Source organism: Glutamicibacter sp. GQ173, from assembly GCF_059759215.1.
In genome coordinates, this window is record NZ_JCAXDT010000001.1 from 104,369 (window position 1) to 120,285 (window position 15,917).

Below are 15,917 nucleotides of genomic sequence, written 5' to 3' on the forward strand. Positions count from 1 at the left end.
GAGCTACTTCCCCAATCCTGCGCCGAAGCTGGAGCCGAGAGCGCCCGAGCGTTTTTGCACAGTGGCGTTGGCGGTTTGCGAGTAGTTGGCTGAACGCAGTGTGCGCCAGGCGGCTTTCTTCTCTTCAGGCGCGAGGCGATCCAGGAAGAGAATTCCGTCCAGGTGATCGGTCTCGTGCTGGAAGCAGCGGGCCAGCATGCCTGCGCCTTCCAACGCAACGGGATTGCCGAACTTGTCGAAACCGGTTGCTTTGACATGGCGGCGACGCGGCACCGGTGCAGCTACCCCGGGAATGGATAGGCAGCCTTCGACCTGGTCCTCTTGGTAATCTTCGCTCAATTCGAGAACCGGGTTGACGATATGGCCACGTTCATCGCCGATTTGATAGGTGAACACCCGCAGGGAAACGCCCACCTGCGGTGCTGCCAGACCCGCGCCATGGACGTCTTCCATGGTCTGATCCATATCTTCGACGAGCTTCTGGAGCTCCGGGCCAAAGTCGGTCACCTCCTGCGCTGGGGTGCGTAGAACGGGGTCTCCGATGATCCGAATTCCCAAAATCGCCATAATCCGCTGGTACCTTCTTTGCCGTAGACAGTTGGTATTAGGTTTCGCCGTGCTGAAAGCTAACCGTTCCAGTCTACGCGGTCAGCGCTTGGCTTTATCGAGCTGGCGGCGTGATTTCGGCCAGCGTGGCTCGCGCCTGGGAGATCTTATGCGTGGCTTCCCAATTGCGGCGCAAGGCGTAGAACTTTGCCCAGTAGTGCGGCAAGGCCGGCGCCGGCGCCATGAACGTCCTTGTTCCGGTGTCGCCCAGGGCCACGGCCAGCAGCATGGTGTCCGTTCCAAATTCCCATGGCTTCCATTCGCCAGACTCGGCGTCGACAACCTGCTCCTCGGCTTTGCACGCTGCAGCCAGCTGCATGATGACCTTGTCATCCGGACGCTTGACGACACCATCCCTGTCTGAGGTCTTTGTCTTGTAATCCACGATGCATGCCCGGCCCCCGATCTTTGCAACAAGGTCGATGGTCCCGGCATATCCCACGCTGTCATTCCAAACTGTGACTTCCGCGGCCAGTGGTTCAACGTTGTAATCAGTCCACCAAGTTTCAAAGTGCTGCGCGTAGGCCAACTCGTTATTTGCTTCAAGCGCGGCCCGCGCCTCGGCGAGATCGTGTTCTTGCCCCAGCGCTTGCAATGCCCGAGCCTCGGCATAGTTATGCACACGATCCCCGCGCGCGGACGCCTGGTCCCTGTAAGCCTCAGCCGCACTGGCCGAGTCCCGCACTAGCGAACGCAGTTGCCGCGCATCTCCCAAAGCCTGCGCCAGCCGGTGGTCTTCCGAGAGCGACTTGGCAGCCATGTATCCGGCCCAGCCTGACAAATCCATATTGTCCATGCCGATAACTGTGGTGATGGATGGGACAATCGCTTCACCTCCGACCTTTCGGCTGTACATGCGGCCCGAATCGGTCTGTGTCGCTAATTTTGGAGACGTCATGCACACGATCATGGCATGCGGCTACCCCGCTTCGCTCCTAGTGGAGACGGAAATATGAATTTTCCGCGTAGATTCGCGGTTTTTAAGCCTTGTGAACCAGATCTCAGCGTTTCGATTTGTTCGGATGCGAAAACTCGTATAGAGTTTTTACTCGTTGGAAAGAACGGAAACGTTCAAATAACAACACATTTTGCGGACATAGCTCAGCTGGTAGAGCGCAACCTTGCCAAGGTTGAGGTCGCGAGTTCGAACCTCGTTGTCCGCTCGCAAAAAGATTCACCGACTAGGTAAAACTAGTCACTCTGGCTTCGGCCAGTATGGTGGGGTGGCCGAGAGGCGAGGCAGCGGCCTGCAAAGCCGTATACGCGGGTTCGAATCCCGTCCCCACCTCGCAATGAAGATTGCAGATCTTTTTAGCGCGATTGGCGCAGCGGTAGCGCGCTTCCCTGACACGGAAGAGGTCACTGGTTCGATCCCAGTATCGCGCACAGACTTATGGTTCACCAGACCATGAATCTACAATAATTGAATATTATGCGGTCATAGCTCAGCTGGTAGAGCGCAACCTTGCCAAGGTTGAGGTCGCGAGTTCGAACCTCGTTGACCGCTCTGAGAATTCAGATTCTATTTGGATTCTGTCGAGATTCATTCGTGAATCTTCGGCGCGATTGGCGCAGCGGTAGCGCGCTTCCCTGACACGGAAGAGGTCACTGGTTCGATCCCAGTATCGCGCACTGAATATCCTCGTGATATTCATGCGGTCATAGCTCAGCTGGTAGAGCGCAACCTTGCCAAGGTTGAGGTCGCGAGTTCGAACCTCGTTGACCGCTCCATAACTTCATATAATTTTTGCGGTCATAGCTCAGCTGGTAGAGCGCAACCTTGCCAAGGTTGAGGTCGCGAGTTCGAACCTCGTTGACCGCTCCAAATAAAAATGGGAATCACTCCAAGTGGTTCCCATTTTTGCCTTAAGTTTTGCGACTCGACACGCCCGAGTATTCAGATCCTCTTCCCTCATCCCGCTTTTCGTCCTAGGGTGGAGACCAGTTGTGGAGCTAAAGGGGTTCCCACAGACGAATGGAGGTGCAGCATGGCAGGATTTGATGATCTGCGTGGCAAGGCAGAGGAATTCGCAAAAGAGAACCCAGACCAGGTCTCCCAGGGCATCGATCAAGTCGGCGATTTCATCGACGACAAGACCGGTGGCAAGTTCGCTGAGCAGGTCGACGGCATCCAGGGTGGTGCCAACGATTACCTCAATGGACTCGGCGGAGGCGCTGAGGGTGGCGAAGGCGAGAACAACGAAGGCTAATTCCTTCGCTTGACTCCCCTCGGCTTGCCCGAGCATCCAGAAAAGGTACCGACTGCGGTCGGTACCTTTTCCGTTTAACTTCACAAACGGATGTGATTATCCCGTAGCCGGAGCGAGCATGTAGAAATGACTTATGGTTCAACGCTCCTCGATCGAAGATAGTTTAAGCCACGCGGTCATTGCGGGATTGATCACCACATTAGTTGGCTTTGTCGCTTCGTTCGCTGTTGTACTCGCTGGCCTATTTCAGGTCGGGGCTTCACCGGCGCAGGCCGCCTCGGGGCTGTTGGCTCTTTCGGTGTGCGTGGGCATATGCACCATGGTGCTGTCTTGGCGCCATCGGATGCCGATCAGCATCGCGTGGTCCACGCCGGGTGCGGCCATGCTCGCCTCATTGGCGCCGGGTGCGTTCACGTTTGCAGAAGCGATCGGCGCCTTCATGATCTGCGGCGTGATGATCGTGCTCACGGGATTGCTGCCCGGGCTGCACAAGTTGTTGACCCGGATCCCGGTGCAGATTGCCCAGGGCATGCTGGCCGGGGTGTTGCTCCCGCTCTGCATCAAGCCATTTACCTCGCTGGGGACCATTACTGTCCCAGCACTTGGGATCCTGCTGGTCTTCTTGATCGGGCTGCGGATAGTGCCAAAATTCGCGGTGGCCGTGAGCATGCTGGCCGCCGTGGGCTTCGGGCTCTGGCATATTGGACAGAATCAGGCGTGGGCACAGCTGCAGGTAGTGCCGCAACTCGAATTCGTGGCCCCGGATTTTTCATGGCAGGCGGTGGCCAGCATCAGCGTGCCGCTATTTATCGTGACCATGGCCTCGCAAAACATTCCGGGAGTGGCCGTGCTCAATTCATTCGGATATCAGCTGCCGTGGCGCCCTTCAATGATCCTCACCGGCATCGGTTCCGCAGCCGGTGCCCTGTTCGGCGGCCATGCGATCAACCTTGCGGCCATTACCGCAGCGCTTGCTGCCGGAGAACAGGCGGGCGAGAATCCGAAACTTCGTTGGCGGGCTGCGGCGAGCTCAGGAATTTTCTACCTGCTGTTCGGAGCGTTCAGCGCCCTGATCGTCTCGGTGGCCAACACGTCGCCTGAAGGACTCTTTCAGGCGGCTGCGGGCTTGGCATTGCTGGCCACGCTGGGAAGCTCGCTGGTGGGTGCGATGGGCGATGCCGCGTGGCGCTTGAGCGCGCTGGTCACGGTCCTGGTCGCCGCCGGAAATCTCACGCTCTTCGGCATTGGCGGTGCGTTCTGGGCGCTGGTGGCAGGGCTGTTAACGCACTTCATCGCCGAGCGCAGTGCCCGGCGATGAAGAAACGAATAGTAGGGATCTGGCCTAGATCGCTGGTTCGCCGATCTGGCCTTCGCGGGCCAAGGCTGTCAAGCGCGAGACCGCGCGGTAGTACTTCTTCTGGTAGCCGCCGGACATCATCTCCGGAGTGAACAGCTCGCTGAACGGCTTGCCCGAAGCCACGATCGGCACGTCCTTGTCATACAGGCGGTCAGCGAGGACTACGAAGCGCAGGGCGATGGCCTGGTCCGTAATGGTGTCCACATTGTGCAATACCAGGACATCGGTTTCGGACAGCAGCTGGCGGTAGCGCGAGGGGTGGACCTGGGACAGGTGGGCAACGAGCTGATCGAAATTGTCCACGGCAAGGGTCTTGTCCGGGTAGCGCTGCTGCGCGAAGCTTTCGATCTGCTCATCGTCCAGGGGCTCAGGAGCATCTGGCAGGCCACGGTGGCGGAAGTCTTCGCCTTCAACACGGTGCACGTCGAACTGCTCGGACAGGGTTTTGATCTCGCGCTGGAAGTCCACGGCAGCGAAGCGGCCTTCGCCCAAAGCACCCGGCAAGGTGTTGGAGGTGGCGGCAAGCTTCACGCCGGCGTCGGAGAGCTCGCGCATCAGGCGGGACATCAGCACGGTGTCCCCCGGGTCATCCAGCTCGAATTCGTCGATGCAGACCAGCGAGTACTGGCTGAGCACTTCAACGGTCTGGCGGAAGGAGAGGGCACCGACAAGGTTGGTGTATTCGACGAAGGTGCCAAAGGCCTTGCGGCCCGGCGCGGCGTGCCACAGCGAAGCCAGCAGGTGGGTCTTGCCAACACCGAATCCGCCATCAAGGTAGATGCCGTTCTTGGTTTCTTTTTTCTTGCCAAAAAGCTTGGAGAGGAAAGAACCCGAGTCGTTCTTGCCGACGGTTTCAGCAAAGGCCTTGAGCTTGTTGACGGCCTCGGTCTGCGAGGGCTGCGTCGGATCGGGCCGGTAGGTATTGAAGGACACTTCACCAAAGCGGTAGGACGGGTGGAAACCGGCCAGCAATTCCTCGATTGAAAGATTCGGCTTGGTCTCGCTCAGGTGGGTGATTGTCGCCATTGGCTGTGGGAGTCCTTCAGTTGATTGCTCAGATGATCCGGGCTGCCATGGCAAGCCCATCGGCCAGTTTACCTTGGATGGCGACGTTGATTGCCTAAAATGTCGTATCCCACACCGTCATCGCTGCGGTTCGGGACTAGGCTAGATGTGAAGCCCAGCGCCAGCTGATTTCAGCGTGGCCCAGTACCAAGAACTGCAAGGATCGTGATCATCAATGCCATTGCCTGTTGACTCCAACGAGAAGTACGCCTCCTATGCCCACCCGGAACGGCTCGTCTCCACCCAATGGGTTGCCGAGCATCTGGGCGAGGAGAACCTGGTCGTGCTGGAATCGGACGAGGACATCTTGCTGTATTCCACCGGCCATGTACCTGGCGCGCTGAAGATTGATTGGCATACCGAGCTGAACGACGAGGTCACCCGCGACTACGTGGATGGAGCTGGCTTTTCCGCGTTGATGGCGGCCAAGGGCATCACTCGCGAGAGCACCGTGGTCATTTACGGGGACAAGTCCAACTGGTGGGCAGCTTATGCCCTGTGGGTCTTCGCCCTCTTTGGCCACGAGGATGTGCGCCTGATGGACGGCGGCCGCGACAAGTGGATTGCCGAAGGCCGTGAACTGAGCACCGTTAAACCCGAGGTTGCCAGCACCCAGTACCCGGTCATCGAGCGTGCCGATGCTGAAATTCGCGCGTTCCTTCCGCAGGTCCTGGCGCATTTGGGCCACCCGCTGATCGACGTTCGCTCGCCTGAAGAGTACACCGGCGAACGGACGCATATGCCTAATTACCCAGAAGAAGGCGCACTGCGCGGAGGCCACATTCCCAGCGCGGCCTCGGTGCCTTGGGCCAAGGCGGCGGCCGAGGATGGCACCTTCCGCTCGCGCCAAGAGCTGGAAGCCATCTATCTCGATGGCGCCGGCCTGGAACCCGGCGATGATGTGGTCGCCTACTGCCGCATCGGTGAACGCTCCAGCCACACCTGGTTTGTGCTCAAGCACCTGCTGGGCTTCGAAAATGTGCGCAACTACGACGGTTCATGGACCGAATGGGGCAACGCCGTGGGCGTGCCGATCGTTCGCGGCGAAGCCAAGGGCGAAGTACCTGCACAGCGAGGGGTTCGCGCATGAGCCAGTTGCCTGTTGAGCTGAAGGGGATCGTCGAGGAATTCACCGAAGTTCCTGAAGCGGACCGCCTGGAGCTGCTGCTCGAATATTCACGAGAGCTTCCACAACTGCCCGCGCGGCTGGCGGACCACCCCGAGCTTTTTGAGCAAGTGGTGGAGTGCCAGTCCCCGTTGTTCCTGGTTGTGGAAGTGGCCGAGGATGCGGATCGCACAGTCAATCTGTTCTTCTCCGCACCGCCAGAAGCGCCCACCACGCGCGGCTTCGCTTCGGTGCTCGCGGCAGGGCTGGACGGCATCGATGCGCGCTCCGTTTTGGACGTGCCTGATGACATGCCGCAGCAGCTGGGGCTCACTCGGGCCCTGTCGCCGCTTCGCATGCGCGGCATGACGGCCATGCTCGGGCGGATCAAGCGCCAGGTCTCCGAGCAGCTTGCCGCCTAGCTGGCCGGTGTCTGCTGCCACTCGCATGAGCCAGGGGGATTAAGGGCATTGGGCAAGAAAAAGCAGTCCGCTTCCACGCCGGCCACCGCGGCCCTGGACGCGGCCGGCATCAGCTATGTTGCACATAGCTATGCGCACAGCGATTCGGCTGAAAGCTACGGCGCCGAGGCCGCCGAGCAATTGGGGGTCAGCGGCGATCGGGTGTTCAAGACGCTCATGGTTTCCACGGGGGCCACTGCCGCCGAGGATCTCGCGGTGGCCGTCGTTCCGGTGGCTGCGATGCTCGACCTGAAAGCGGTAGGTGCTGCGCTGGGCAAGAAGCGGGCCCAGATGGCCGACAAGGCTGCTGCGCAACGCCGCAGTGGCTATGTTCTCGGCGGCATCTCGCCCTTCGGGCAGCGCCAGCACGCCGCAACCGTGATTGACAACAGCGCACAGCAATTCCAGACGGTGTTCGTTTCCGGAGGCCGACGGGGTTTCAGCCTGGAGATCGCCCCGGAGGATGCCGCTGCGGCGACCAGTGCGCTGTGGGCGCCAATCACCAGCTAGTTTTTGCCGGCCGAACTAGGACCCTGCGCCGCATCGGCGCAGGGTCCTTTCAGCTTTGTGCCGCTGCCCGGGCCGCGATGCGCTTGCTCAAGAAGCTGGTGACCGCTTGGGCGAAGCCCTGGGGATCTACGTTGGGTTCGCGGGTGTGCCCGGCCTTGGTGAAGGTTCGCAGGGTCACCAGATCCGGGCGCAAGGCGGCAAGCTTGAGGCTCGGCCCGTTCGGGACAAATTCGTCGTCGCGGCTGTGCATGATCAACGTTGGATGCTTCAGTTCACTGGCACGGTCAACCCAATTCAGCCGCCGGAGGTTCACCGGTGCGGCTTGCCCGGTGACCCATCGGCCGGCCTTGTTGGATAGCAGCCACTGGGCAACTCGGCCGACCGATTGCGGGATCTTATTGGCCCTGGCCTGATGGGAGAGGACATCAACCCAGTTGATCACCGGCCCAACCAGCATCAGCGAATCGATGCGATCGGCCAATTCGCTGCGGTCGGCGGTTTGCAAGCTGATCGCGCCTCCCATCGACCAGCCGAGCAAGATGATTTGCTCGGCACCGTGATCCAGGGCGAACTGTATTCCCGCTTGGACATCGAGCCATTCGGTATCGCCAAGACCGTAGCGTCCGTCGGGCGCATTGGGCGCGAGCCCGTCATTGCGGTAGCTCATGAGCAGGGCCGTGACGCCCATGGATGCAAGCGCCGGGAGCGCGCGAATGGTTTCGTTGCGGCGGGCTCCGCGCCCATGAACTCCAATCACCCACACGTTGTTGTTGGTGGTGCCTCGAACCAGCCATGCCGGCCCCTCCCCGCCTTCCAAGGGCACAACCACGTCTTCGGCGGTGAATCCGAGATCCTCGGGGTGCTCGTAGACCGCACCAGAGAGGTATCCTCGCCGGACCCCTTCCAGGCTCCCCCGGTAAACATGTTCGATCTTGCGAGCGACCCGCCGCGGCTTGCCCGGAACGTCGACGGGAGCCGAGAGCCGCAGTGCGCAGGCGTCGAACTCGGTGAGGAAGATGCACGGACCAGGCTGGCTGGTATCCGCGTCCTTGACAAAGTGCAGCCACAGCTTGCCTTCGCCATCGGTGACAACTTCACGAATCATGCTGTTGCCGATGCGCCGCTCTTCGGGAGTCACCACGCGTCGGGCGAAGTATCCGGCGAGCGCTGATACGCTGGCTGCCAGCAGCGAGCCGGCGCCAACTCCCAATCCCACGCCCAGCAATGTTGCGGGGATGGTTTTTCGCGGTTGCAAGGTATCTACGATATTCCGAGCCATGTTTTCATCTTTCCATGTTGTCGCACGGGAATCATCTGCCGGGTCCGAACGTTTCCATGTGTATGAGCAATGAATCCTTGAACGATAGAACTCCATCTGGCGAGAACACTTCGGCGCGTACCGAGGTGCAGTGGCAGGAAATCCTGACTCCCGAAGAATTCCATGTGCTGCGCCAGGCTGGAACGGAACGCCCGTTTACGGGCGAGTACTGGGATACGACAGCCGAGGGCGTTTACTCGTGCCGCGCTTGTGGTGCCGAGCTGTTCGCCAGCACGACAAAATTTGATGCGGGCTGCGGTTGGCCGTCCTTCTATGCGCCGTTGGCCGAAGACCGGGTGCGCTATATCACCGACGAATCGATGGGCATGAAGCGCGTGGAAGTGCGCTGCGCAAACTGCGATTCGCACATGGGGCACGTTTTTGAAGGCGAAGGATTCGGTACGCCTACCGATCTGCGCTTTTGCATGAACTCGTTGAGTTTGTCGCTGCGCAGCGCCTCTGAATAAAGTCTTTGCCTGCAAGGCGGTAGGGATCACACTTAGGGCTAGAGTTGCTTATTCATGAGTGACTTAGCATCAACTTTTCTATTGTTTGGGCGTAGCGTTCATATCAAGCACATGAGCGCCCCCAAACATGAAAAGAAGGTGTACTGAAATGACCCAGATTTCCGCAAAGCCAATGCCGGCCAGCGATGCTGAAGTACTGCAGATCGCGAACTCCGACGCATGGCTGTCCCTGAAGGCTGCCACTGCAGAATTCCAGGGCCTGCAGGCCAAGGACGGGTCGCTCGCGGATTCGGCGACCGCGCCTCGGGCCACGGAGCTCATTGAAACCGCCATCGCCTCCATCCAGAGCCTTCAAGTCCATTTCGAACACGACGCTGAATACCTCGAACAGCTCGTTGCCGATTTGCGAAAGTGGTCGGATGCCGGGTTCGGAGTGCCTGATTTCCTGGATTCACTGGTCAAGTTCCAGCCACAGGCTCAGCGCATCGATGGCTTGATGCACCTGGTGCTCTTCCCGATGTACACGCAGAATGGTTCGACCAGCCGCCATTTGGAAGCCGTTCTGGTCCAGGTCATGTGGCCAGAGTTCATTGCGAACCTGGAGGGCACCGACTACACGAACGCACTGTTCGTTCCGCTGCGCTTTGTCGACTTCACCGAAGGCTACGACACCAATTCAGCGGTGCTGTTCCCGGAATCCGTAGCCATTCGAGAGACCCCCTCATTTACCTGGGGCGCAATCTTCCAGGATCGCGAAGCAGCCCGGTTCCGCAAGGTGCTGCAAGAGGCCGCTTCCATCACCAATTTGCAGTTGCCTGACGACGCGGCCGAGCTGCTGGCAGATCAGCACCTGACCGAAGAAACCTTCATCATGTGGGATCTGATCCACGACCGCACCCACATGCGCGGCGATCTTCCCTTCGACCCGTTCATGATCAAGCAGCGCATGCCGTTCTTCCTCTACTCGCTCGAAGAGCTGCGCTGCGATCTGACCGCCTTCCGCGAGTCCATGAAGATTGCGGGCAACCCGAAGACCGATGAGAAAACCGCCAAGATGGCCAAGCTGGTCCAGTATGCGGTGATCTTCGATCGGATCTTCCGTTTTGCCATCACCGGCTCGCGCGTTCGAAACTACGATGGACTCGGTGGCCAGCTGCTCTTCGCGTGGATGCACCAGCACCACGTACTGCACTGGACAGACACCAAGTTGAGCATCGATTGGGACCAGGTTCCCGAGGTGGTTGCCTCCTTGGGAGATGCGATCGACGAACTGTACTGGAAGTCCATCGATCGCCCGAAGCTGGCCCACTGGCTGGCCGCCTACGAGCTGGTTTCGGCAACGGTCACTCCCAACCCTGCCTCGCAGTGGGCCAAGGGCCCGGAAGCACTGCCGCTGACCGCGCCACTGCGGGAAATCACCGACCAGGTGATGGACGATGAATTCCCGCTGTCGATGTTCTACGAAGCACTGAACAAGAAGATGTCCAGCGTTATCGAATCCACCAAGGGCATGACCGGCGCCACCGAAATCTAGCACTTCTGCCTTAGGCTAGGAAGCGTGAGCAAAGAAAGTTTCTTCTTGAACCAAACACCACGATTAGTGCTCATCGCCGGTGCCACCTCGGCCTCCGGCATCGCCTGCGCCCACGCGCTGAGCGATGCCGGAGTACGGGTGCTTGCCGTCGGCAGCAATCAAGCCCGATTAGATGAACGCCTGCCCTTTGCCGAGGCCCGCTTCGCCTGCGACCTCGCGGATTTCGCGGCAGTGCGCGAACTGGCCGAAAGCATCCACGCGGCTTACGGCCCGATTGATGGGCTGATCCACCTGGTCGGCGGCTGGCGAGGTGGCAAGTCCATTGCCGGCCAAAGCGATGAGGACTGGGATTTCCTGCACCGCAGCATTTTGACCACTCTGCGCAACACCACGAGAGTGTTTGTCGACGATCTGATCCTCTCGCCGTCCGGTCGCCTGGCGATCGTCAGCGCCGAAGCGGTGCAGAACCCGACTCCCTCCAATGCCAACTACGGGGCCGCCAAGGCCGCGGCTGAGCACTGGGTCAACGCGATCGCAAGGCTGTTCAGCAAGAACGCCGAAAATGCCTCCGCAATCAGCTGGGTGGTCAAAGCGCTCAGCGACTCGGCGCCTGGAGAAGCCGCTCCGGGGCATACTCCGGTGGCGTGGCTCGCCGAGGCGGCACTCGAATTGCTTTCTGATCAATCGGTAGCGCTCAACGGCACCAGGGTTGCCCTGCCCCAAGCCTGAGCCTGCCGCGCAATGGCAGCCCGCACCCGCAGTGACCCAGTTTTTCTCTTACACCCTTTTAAGGACCACATAACGATGACCACACTTCATGACACCGCTGTGCGGGGTTTTGCTTCAGACAACTACTCTGGCGTTCATCCGCGAATCCTCGATGCGATCGCACGGGCTAATGGCGGGCACCAGATTTCCTATGGCGAAGACCAGTACACCGAAGCATTGGGCCAGGTCGCGCACGATGTCTTCGGCGAGGATGCAGCCATCTTCCCGGTCTTCAATGGCACCGGTGCGAACGTCACCGCACTGCAGTCGCTCCTGCCGCGCTGGGGCGCGGTCATCTGCGCCACCACAGCGCATATCAACGTCGATGAAAATGGCGCCCCCGAACGGGTCGGCGGATTCAAGCTGCTCCAGGTGGCAACGCCTGATGGCAAGCTCACCCCGGAACTGATCGACCAGGAAGCCTGGGGCTTCGGCGACGAGCACCGCGCCCAGCCGCTGGCGGTCTCCATCACCCAGGCCACCGAGCTCGGAACCCTGTACTCCCCCGAAGAGATCAAAGCGATCACCGAGCATGCGCACAAGCTGGGCATGAAGGTGCACCTCGATGGTTCGCGCTTGTCCAATGCGGCAGCTTCACTGGGCGTTCCGTTGCGCGCGCTGACCACCGATGCCGGCGTCGACATCGTCTCGCTGGGCGGGACCAAGAACGGCATCCTGCTGGGCGAAGGAATCTTGACCCTGCGCAAGGAACTTGCCGAGGACATGAAGTACCTGCGCAAGATGAACATGCAGCTGGGCAGCAAAATGCGCTTCATCTCAGCCCAGCTGATCGAGCTATACGGCACCGGGCTATGGCGCGAACTTGCCAGCCACTCGAATCTGATGGCGGCCAAGCTCTCTGAGGCAGTGGAGCAGATCGACGGCGTTGAGCTGGTCTACCCAACACAGGCCAACGGCGTCTTCGCGCAGCTGCCAACCGAGGTCAGCGATGAGCTGCGCAAGCATTTCCGCTTCTACGACTGGGATCGCGCGGCCGGCGAGGTGCGCTGGATGTGCTCCTTCGACACCACCGAACAGGACGTGGCGGCATTCATCGCCAAGCTGCGCGAGCTGATGAACGCGCATCTGGCCGCGTAGCTTGCAGGATGGGTCGGCGTGCCGTACCGCACCTCGGGTACGGCACGTTTAGACTCAAATTGTGACCTACGATCGCCCTGCTTCCGCCATCCCGAGCGCCTTTGCGAAGGCCCTCGATGAGTTGTCGCATGCCAAGGTGCGCAAAGAACTGAAGTTCACCGAAATTCCAGCGCCGGGCCGACTGGCTCCCTTCGCCCTGGCGCTCAGCGGAGACGTGATCGACGTTGTTCCTCCCGATCACGGTCCGCACGGGCAAGAGATTGGCCGCACGCCATTCCTGCAGCCCCAGGAGCAATTGGCCACCGGGCGATTCATCCTCCTCCATGATCCGGCTGGACAGGAACTGTGGAATGGGCAGTTCCGCATTGTCACCTATATCCGGGCGCGCTTGGACCACGACATGGGCCAAGATGCCATGCTCGCCTCGGTGGCCTGGTCGTGGCTGGAAGATTCCCTGCGCGAACGCGAGGCATTCCACCACTCGGCCGGGGGCACCGCCACGCGCGTGATCTCCGAGTCCTTTGGCGATCTCGCCGGGGAACAAGACCATATCGACATCGAGCTGCGGGCATCCTGGTCCCCCGATTCGGAGCACCTCGGCCCCCATTTGAGCGCTTGGGCGGACCTGGTGTGCACTTTCGCAGGGTTGCCACCACTGCCTGAGGGCGTGCAGCAGCTGCCGCATCGCCGGCTGAGTTAACCGCCTGTTCCCCGCGGCAGATGCCGGTTGGACCTAGAATGGAAGCATCATGCCGAATTCTGACTCCACCGCTTCCGCATCATCCGCCGCCGGCCTTGAGCCCAATCAACCGGTGCTGGCCCCGCTCACCCATCCACGTGATGGCATTCCCGAGGTCATCAATACCCAAGCAGCCCTGTCCCGCGCGGTGCGCGAACTGAGCGCTGGAACCGGCGATCTTGCTGTTGATACCGAGCGAGCCAGCGGTTTCCGCTACGGACAGCGCGCTTTCCTGCTGCAGATTCGCCGCGAAGGCGCCGGCACCTGGCTCATCGACCCCGAGGTATTGGATGACCTTGGCGAGTTGCGCAGCTTTGTGAACCAGCAACCATGGATTCTTCACGCCGCAACTCAGGATCTGCCCTGCCTCCATGAATTGGGCATGTCGCCTACCGCCTTGTTCGACACCGAATTGGCAGGCCGGCTGGCTGGTTTCCCCCGGGTCTCGCTTGGAACGATGGTCGGCGAATTGCTGGGATTGCAGCTGGCCAAGGAGCATTCGGCAGTAGATTGGTCCACCCGCCCATTGCCCGAATCGTGGTTGAATTACGCCGCGCTAGACGTTGAGGTCCTCGAAGAGCTGCGCCAGAAAATCGCCAAGGTCCTCGAAGAGCAGGGCAAGATGGACTTTGCCCTCCAGGAATTCGAATACGAGCGGAACCTGCCTGATCCGCAGCCGGCCGAAGAACCATGGCGCAAGCTCTCCGGGATCCACAAGCTCAAGGGGCGGCGCAATCTGGCCATCGCCCGCGAGCTGTGGCTCTCGCGCGAAGCCCTGGCTCGCACCCAGGATGTTGCCCCCGGGCGGCTGCTGCCCGATCGCGCCATCATGGCGGCCATTGAACAGCGGGCGGCCAGCGTCCCGGCGCTGCTGCAGATCCCTGGGTTCCACACCAGAAATGCCAAGCGCGATGCTCCGCGATGGATGGATGCGATTCAGCGTGGGCGCAATACCCGCGATTTGCCTGAACTGCGCTCAAGCAAAGCTGGCCTGCCCCATCCCCGGTCATGGGCGGAAAAGAACCCGGCGGCAGCGGCCCGGCTCGACGCCGCAAAGGCCGTGCTCGGCGAAGTGGGCGAATACTGGAACATCCCGGCGGAGAATCTGCTGACGCCCAAATACCTGCGGGAGTTGTGCTGGAACCCGCCGGTGCTGATCAGCGTCGAGACCGTGGCTGAAAAGCTGGATTCGATGGGCGCCCGCCCGTGGCAGCAAGAGCTGCTCTCGGCAGGGTTGGCCCAGGCGTTCGCCAGCAGTTAGGGCCTCTTGCCCGCTTCCAGGCGCACAGGACATGGCGTCTTGTGATGTGCTGCACTTGCACTTCAAGTTACTCCTGAGTAACCTATGGTTTAGGTCACAGTGATGCTGGCCGCTGCCCACTCCCGGGCAGCATGAATCAACCTCAAGGAGCCTTACGGTGAGTGCCAACGCTTCGACCGCGCCCCATACCGCACATCCCTCCCTGGACGATCGCGACGTCGTGTTCATTGATGGAGTGCGCACCCCTTTCGGCAAAGCAGGCGAAAAGGGAATCTACCATGGAACCCGTGCCGATGATCTGGCCGTCAAAGCGGTCCGCGGACTGCTTGAACGAAACCAAAAAGTTCCTGCCGAGAAGATCGACGAAATCTCCATCGCCGCCACCACGCAGTCCGGAGACCAGGGACTGACGCTGGGCCGCACCGTGGGACTGCTGTCCGGCATCCCGAAGTCGGTTCCCGGCTTTGCCATCGACCGCATGTGCGCCGGTGCGATGACCGCTGTCACCGCAACTGCAGGCGGCATTGCCTTTGGCGCCTATGACGTAGTTGTCGCCGGCGGCGTGGAACATATGGGAAACCACCCGATGGGCGCAGGGGCCGACCCCAACCCGCGTTTCCTCTCGGAAAGGATCGTGGACCCGCAGGCCCTGAACATGGGCAACACCGCGGAGAACCTGCACGACCGATTCCCCGCCATCACCAAGGAGCGCGCCGACCGCTACGCAGTGGCTTCGCAGTCCAAGCTTGCCAAAGCCTACGAGAACCAGCAGATCCAGCCTGACCTGATTCCCGTGGCCGCCAAGCGCCCGGGCGAAGGCTGGGCCGTGAATACCCGCGACGAGCCGCCTCGCCCGGGAACCACCATGGAATCGCTGGCCCAGCTGCGCACGCCGTTCCGCGCTCATGGACGCGTCAGCGCCGGCAACGCCGCGGGCCTCAACGACGGTGCCACCGCAGCCCTGCTCGCCAGCGGCCAAGCAGTTCGGGAATTGGGGCTGGAGCCCAAGATGCGCATGGTCTCCTTCGCCTTTGCCGGTGTTGAACCAGATGTCATGGGCTACGGGCCAGTTCCCGCCACCGAAAAGGCGCTGGCCAAGGCCGGATTGGGCATCGAGGACATAGGCCTATTCGAGATCAACGAGGCGTTCGCCGTCCAGGTGCTCTCCTTCCTGGACTACTACGGCATCGATCAGGATGACGATCGGGTCAACCGCTACGGTGGCGCCATTGCGGTCGGCCACCCGCTGGCTTCCTCGGGCGTTCGACTGATGACCCAGCTGGCCCGCCAGTTTTCCGAAGACCACTCCGTGCGATACGGCATCACCACCATGTGCATTGGCCTGGGAATGGGTGGCACCGTCATTTGGGAAAACCCCAATCATCCAGATTTCGGCAGCAAGGCGTAAGGAAAAGACC

General features: G+C 60.7%; 16 protein-coding genes and 7 tRNA genes. 19 read left to right on the forward strand and 4 right to left on the reverse strand.

Going from position 1 to position 15,917, the window contains the following annotated elements; genetic code table 11:
- Positions 1-3: 3 nt before the first annotated feature.
- Positions 4-567 (reverse strand): peptide deformylase, encoded by a 564-nt coding sequence (def, locus tag AC6CHO_RS00465; RefSeq protein WP_498213123.1) that lies wholly within the window; start codon positions 565-567, stop codon positions 4-6.
- 94 nt (positions 568-661) lie between these two features.
- The gene (locus tag AC6CHO_RS00470) at positions 662-1,504 is read right to left on the reverse strand and encodes a PD-(D/E)XK nuclease family protein (RefSeq protein ID WP_498213124.1); all 843 of its coding nucleotides are present in this window, start codon (positions 1,502-1,504) and stop codon (positions 662-664) included.
- A gap of 192 nt (positions 1,505-1,696) precedes the next feature.
- Here AC6CHO_RS00470 and AC6CHO_RS00475 point away from each other — a divergent pair.
- From AC6CHO_RS00475 to AC6CHO_RS00515, 9 genes are all read left to right on the forward strand, one after another.
- Positions 1,697-1,769, forward strand: a tRNA-Gly gene (locus AC6CHO_RS00475).
- Positions 1,770-1,823: 54 nt separating this feature from the next.
- Positions 1,824-1,894: transfer RNA gene (locus AC6CHO_RS00480), tRNA-Cys, on the forward strand.
- 26 nt (positions 1,895-1,920) lie between these two features.
- A tRNA-Val gene (locus tag AC6CHO_RS00485) sits at positions 1,921-1,992 on the forward strand.
- A 48-nt stretch (positions 1,993-2,040) separates the two neighbouring features.
- A tRNA-Gly gene (locus AC6CHO_RS00490) sits at positions 2,041-2,113 on the forward strand.
- Positions 2,114-2,166: 53 nt separating this feature from the next.
- Positions 2,167-2,238: transfer RNA gene (locus AC6CHO_RS00495), tRNA-Val, on the forward strand.
- A 23-nt stretch (positions 2,239-2,261) separates the two neighbouring features.
- Positions 2,262-2,337, forward strand: a tRNA-Gly gene (locus AC6CHO_RS00500).
- Between the two features lie 18 nt (positions 2,338-2,355).
- Positions 2,356-2,431, forward strand: a tRNA-Gly gene (locus AC6CHO_RS00505).
- A 163-nt stretch (positions 2,432-2,594) separates the two neighbouring features.
- Entirely contained in the window at positions 2,595-2,816 is a 222-nt protein-coding gene (locus tag AC6CHO_RS00510) for an antitoxin (protein WP_146275339.1), read from the forward strand.
- A gap of 133 nt (positions 2,817-2,949) precedes the next feature.
- Positions 2,950-4,134 (forward strand): benzoate/H(+) symporter BenE family transporter, encoded by a 1,185-nt coding sequence (locus AC6CHO_RS00515; protein WP_498213125.1) that lies wholly within the window; start codon positions 2,950-2,952, stop codon positions 4,132-4,134.
- 24 nt (positions 4,135-4,158) lie between these two features.
- Here AC6CHO_RS00515 and zapE read toward each other — a convergent pair whose 3' ends face one another.
- Complete coding sequence (gene zapE / locus AC6CHO_RS00520) at positions 4,159-5,199, reverse strand: cell division protein ZapE (protein WP_498213126.1); 1,041 nt, start codon at positions 5,197-5,199, stop codon at positions 4,159-4,161.
- Positions 5,200-5,413: 214 nt separating this feature from the next.
- On the opposite strand from zapE, the gene AC6CHO_RS00525 reads away from it, so the two are divergent.
- From AC6CHO_RS00525 to ybaK, 3 genes are read left to right on the forward strand one after another with little or no spacing between them, the layout of a single operon-like run.
- On the forward strand, positions 5,414-6,328 hold the full coding sequence (locus AC6CHO_RS00525) for a sulfurtransferase (protein WP_498213127.1): 915 nt from the start codon (positions 5,414-5,416) through the stop codon (positions 6,326-6,328).
- Complete coding sequence (locus AC6CHO_RS00530; protein WP_498213129.1) at positions 6,325-6,765, forward strand: SufE family protein; 441 nt, start codon at positions 6,325-6,327, stop codon at positions 6,763-6,765. The genes AC6CHO_RS00525 and AC6CHO_RS00530 overlap by 4 nt, the downstream gene beginning before the upstream one ends.
- 48 nt (positions 6,766-6,813) lie before the next feature.
- Positions 6,814-7,314 carry a Cys-tRNA(Pro) deacylase gene (gene ybaK, locus AC6CHO_RS00535; protein ID WP_498213130.1) on the forward strand — a complete coding sequence of 167 codons (501 nt, stop codon included), beginning with the start codon at positions 6,814-6,816 and terminating at the stop codon, positions 7,312-7,314.
- 49 nt (positions 7,315-7,363) lie between these two features.
- Here the strand turns inward: ybaK and AC6CHO_RS00540 are convergent, their stop codons facing one another.
- Entirely contained in the window at positions 7,364-8,593 is a 1,230-nt protein-coding gene (locus AC6CHO_RS00540; protein ID WP_498213131.1) for an alpha/beta hydrolase family protein, read from the reverse strand.
- A gap of 62 nt (positions 8,594-8,655) precedes the next feature.
- Here AC6CHO_RS00540 and msrB point away from each other — a divergent pair, with 62 nt between their 5' ends.
- The 7 genes from msrB to AC6CHO_RS00575 all read left to right on the forward strand — a co-directional run bounded on the left by msrB (position 8,656) and on the right by AC6CHO_RS00575 (position 15,907).
- On the forward strand, positions 8,656-9,099 hold the full coding sequence (msrB, locus tag AC6CHO_RS00545) for a peptide-methionine (R)-S-oxide reductase MsrB (RefSeq protein WP_498213132.1): 444 nt from the start codon (positions 8,656-8,658) through the stop codon (positions 9,097-9,099).
- 148 nt (positions 9,100-9,247) lie between these two features.
- Positions 9,248-10,633: a DUF6421 family protein gene (locus tag AC6CHO_RS00550; RefSeq protein ID WP_498213133.1), complete on the forward strand. Its 1,386-nt coding sequence runs from the start codon at positions 9,248-9,250 to the stop codon at positions 10,631-10,633.
- 24 nt (positions 10,634-10,657) lie between these two features.
- Positions 10,658-11,362 (forward strand): SDR family NAD(P)-dependent oxidoreductase, encoded by a 705-nt coding sequence (locus AC6CHO_RS00555; RefSeq protein WP_498213134.1) that lies wholly within the window; start codon positions 10,658-10,660, stop codon positions 11,360-11,362.
- A gap of 75 nt (positions 11,363-11,437) precedes the next feature.
- Positions 11,438-12,499 (forward strand): threonine aldolase family protein, encoded by a 1,062-nt coding sequence (locus AC6CHO_RS00560; protein WP_498213135.1) that lies wholly within the window; start codon positions 11,438-11,440, stop codon positions 12,497-12,499.
- A gap of 61 nt (positions 12,500-12,560) precedes the next feature.
- Positions 12,561-13,199 (forward strand): DUF3000 domain-containing protein, encoded by a 639-nt coding sequence (locus AC6CHO_RS00565; protein ID WP_498213136.1) that lies wholly within the window; start codon positions 12,561-12,563, stop codon positions 13,197-13,199.
- Positions 13,200-13,248: 49 nt separating this feature from the next.
- Positions 13,249-14,499 (forward strand): HRDC domain-containing protein, encoded by a 1,251-nt coding sequence (locus AC6CHO_RS00570; RefSeq protein ID WP_498213137.1) that lies wholly within the window; start codon positions 13,249-13,251, stop codon positions 14,497-14,499.
- A 157-nt stretch (positions 14,500-14,656) separates the two neighbouring features.
- Positions 14,657-15,907: a thiolase family protein gene (locus tag AC6CHO_RS00575; RefSeq protein ID WP_257745256.1), complete on the forward strand. Its 1,251-nt coding sequence runs from the start codon at positions 14,657-14,659 to the stop codon at positions 15,905-15,907.
- Positions 15,908-15,917: the final 10 nt, after the last annotated feature.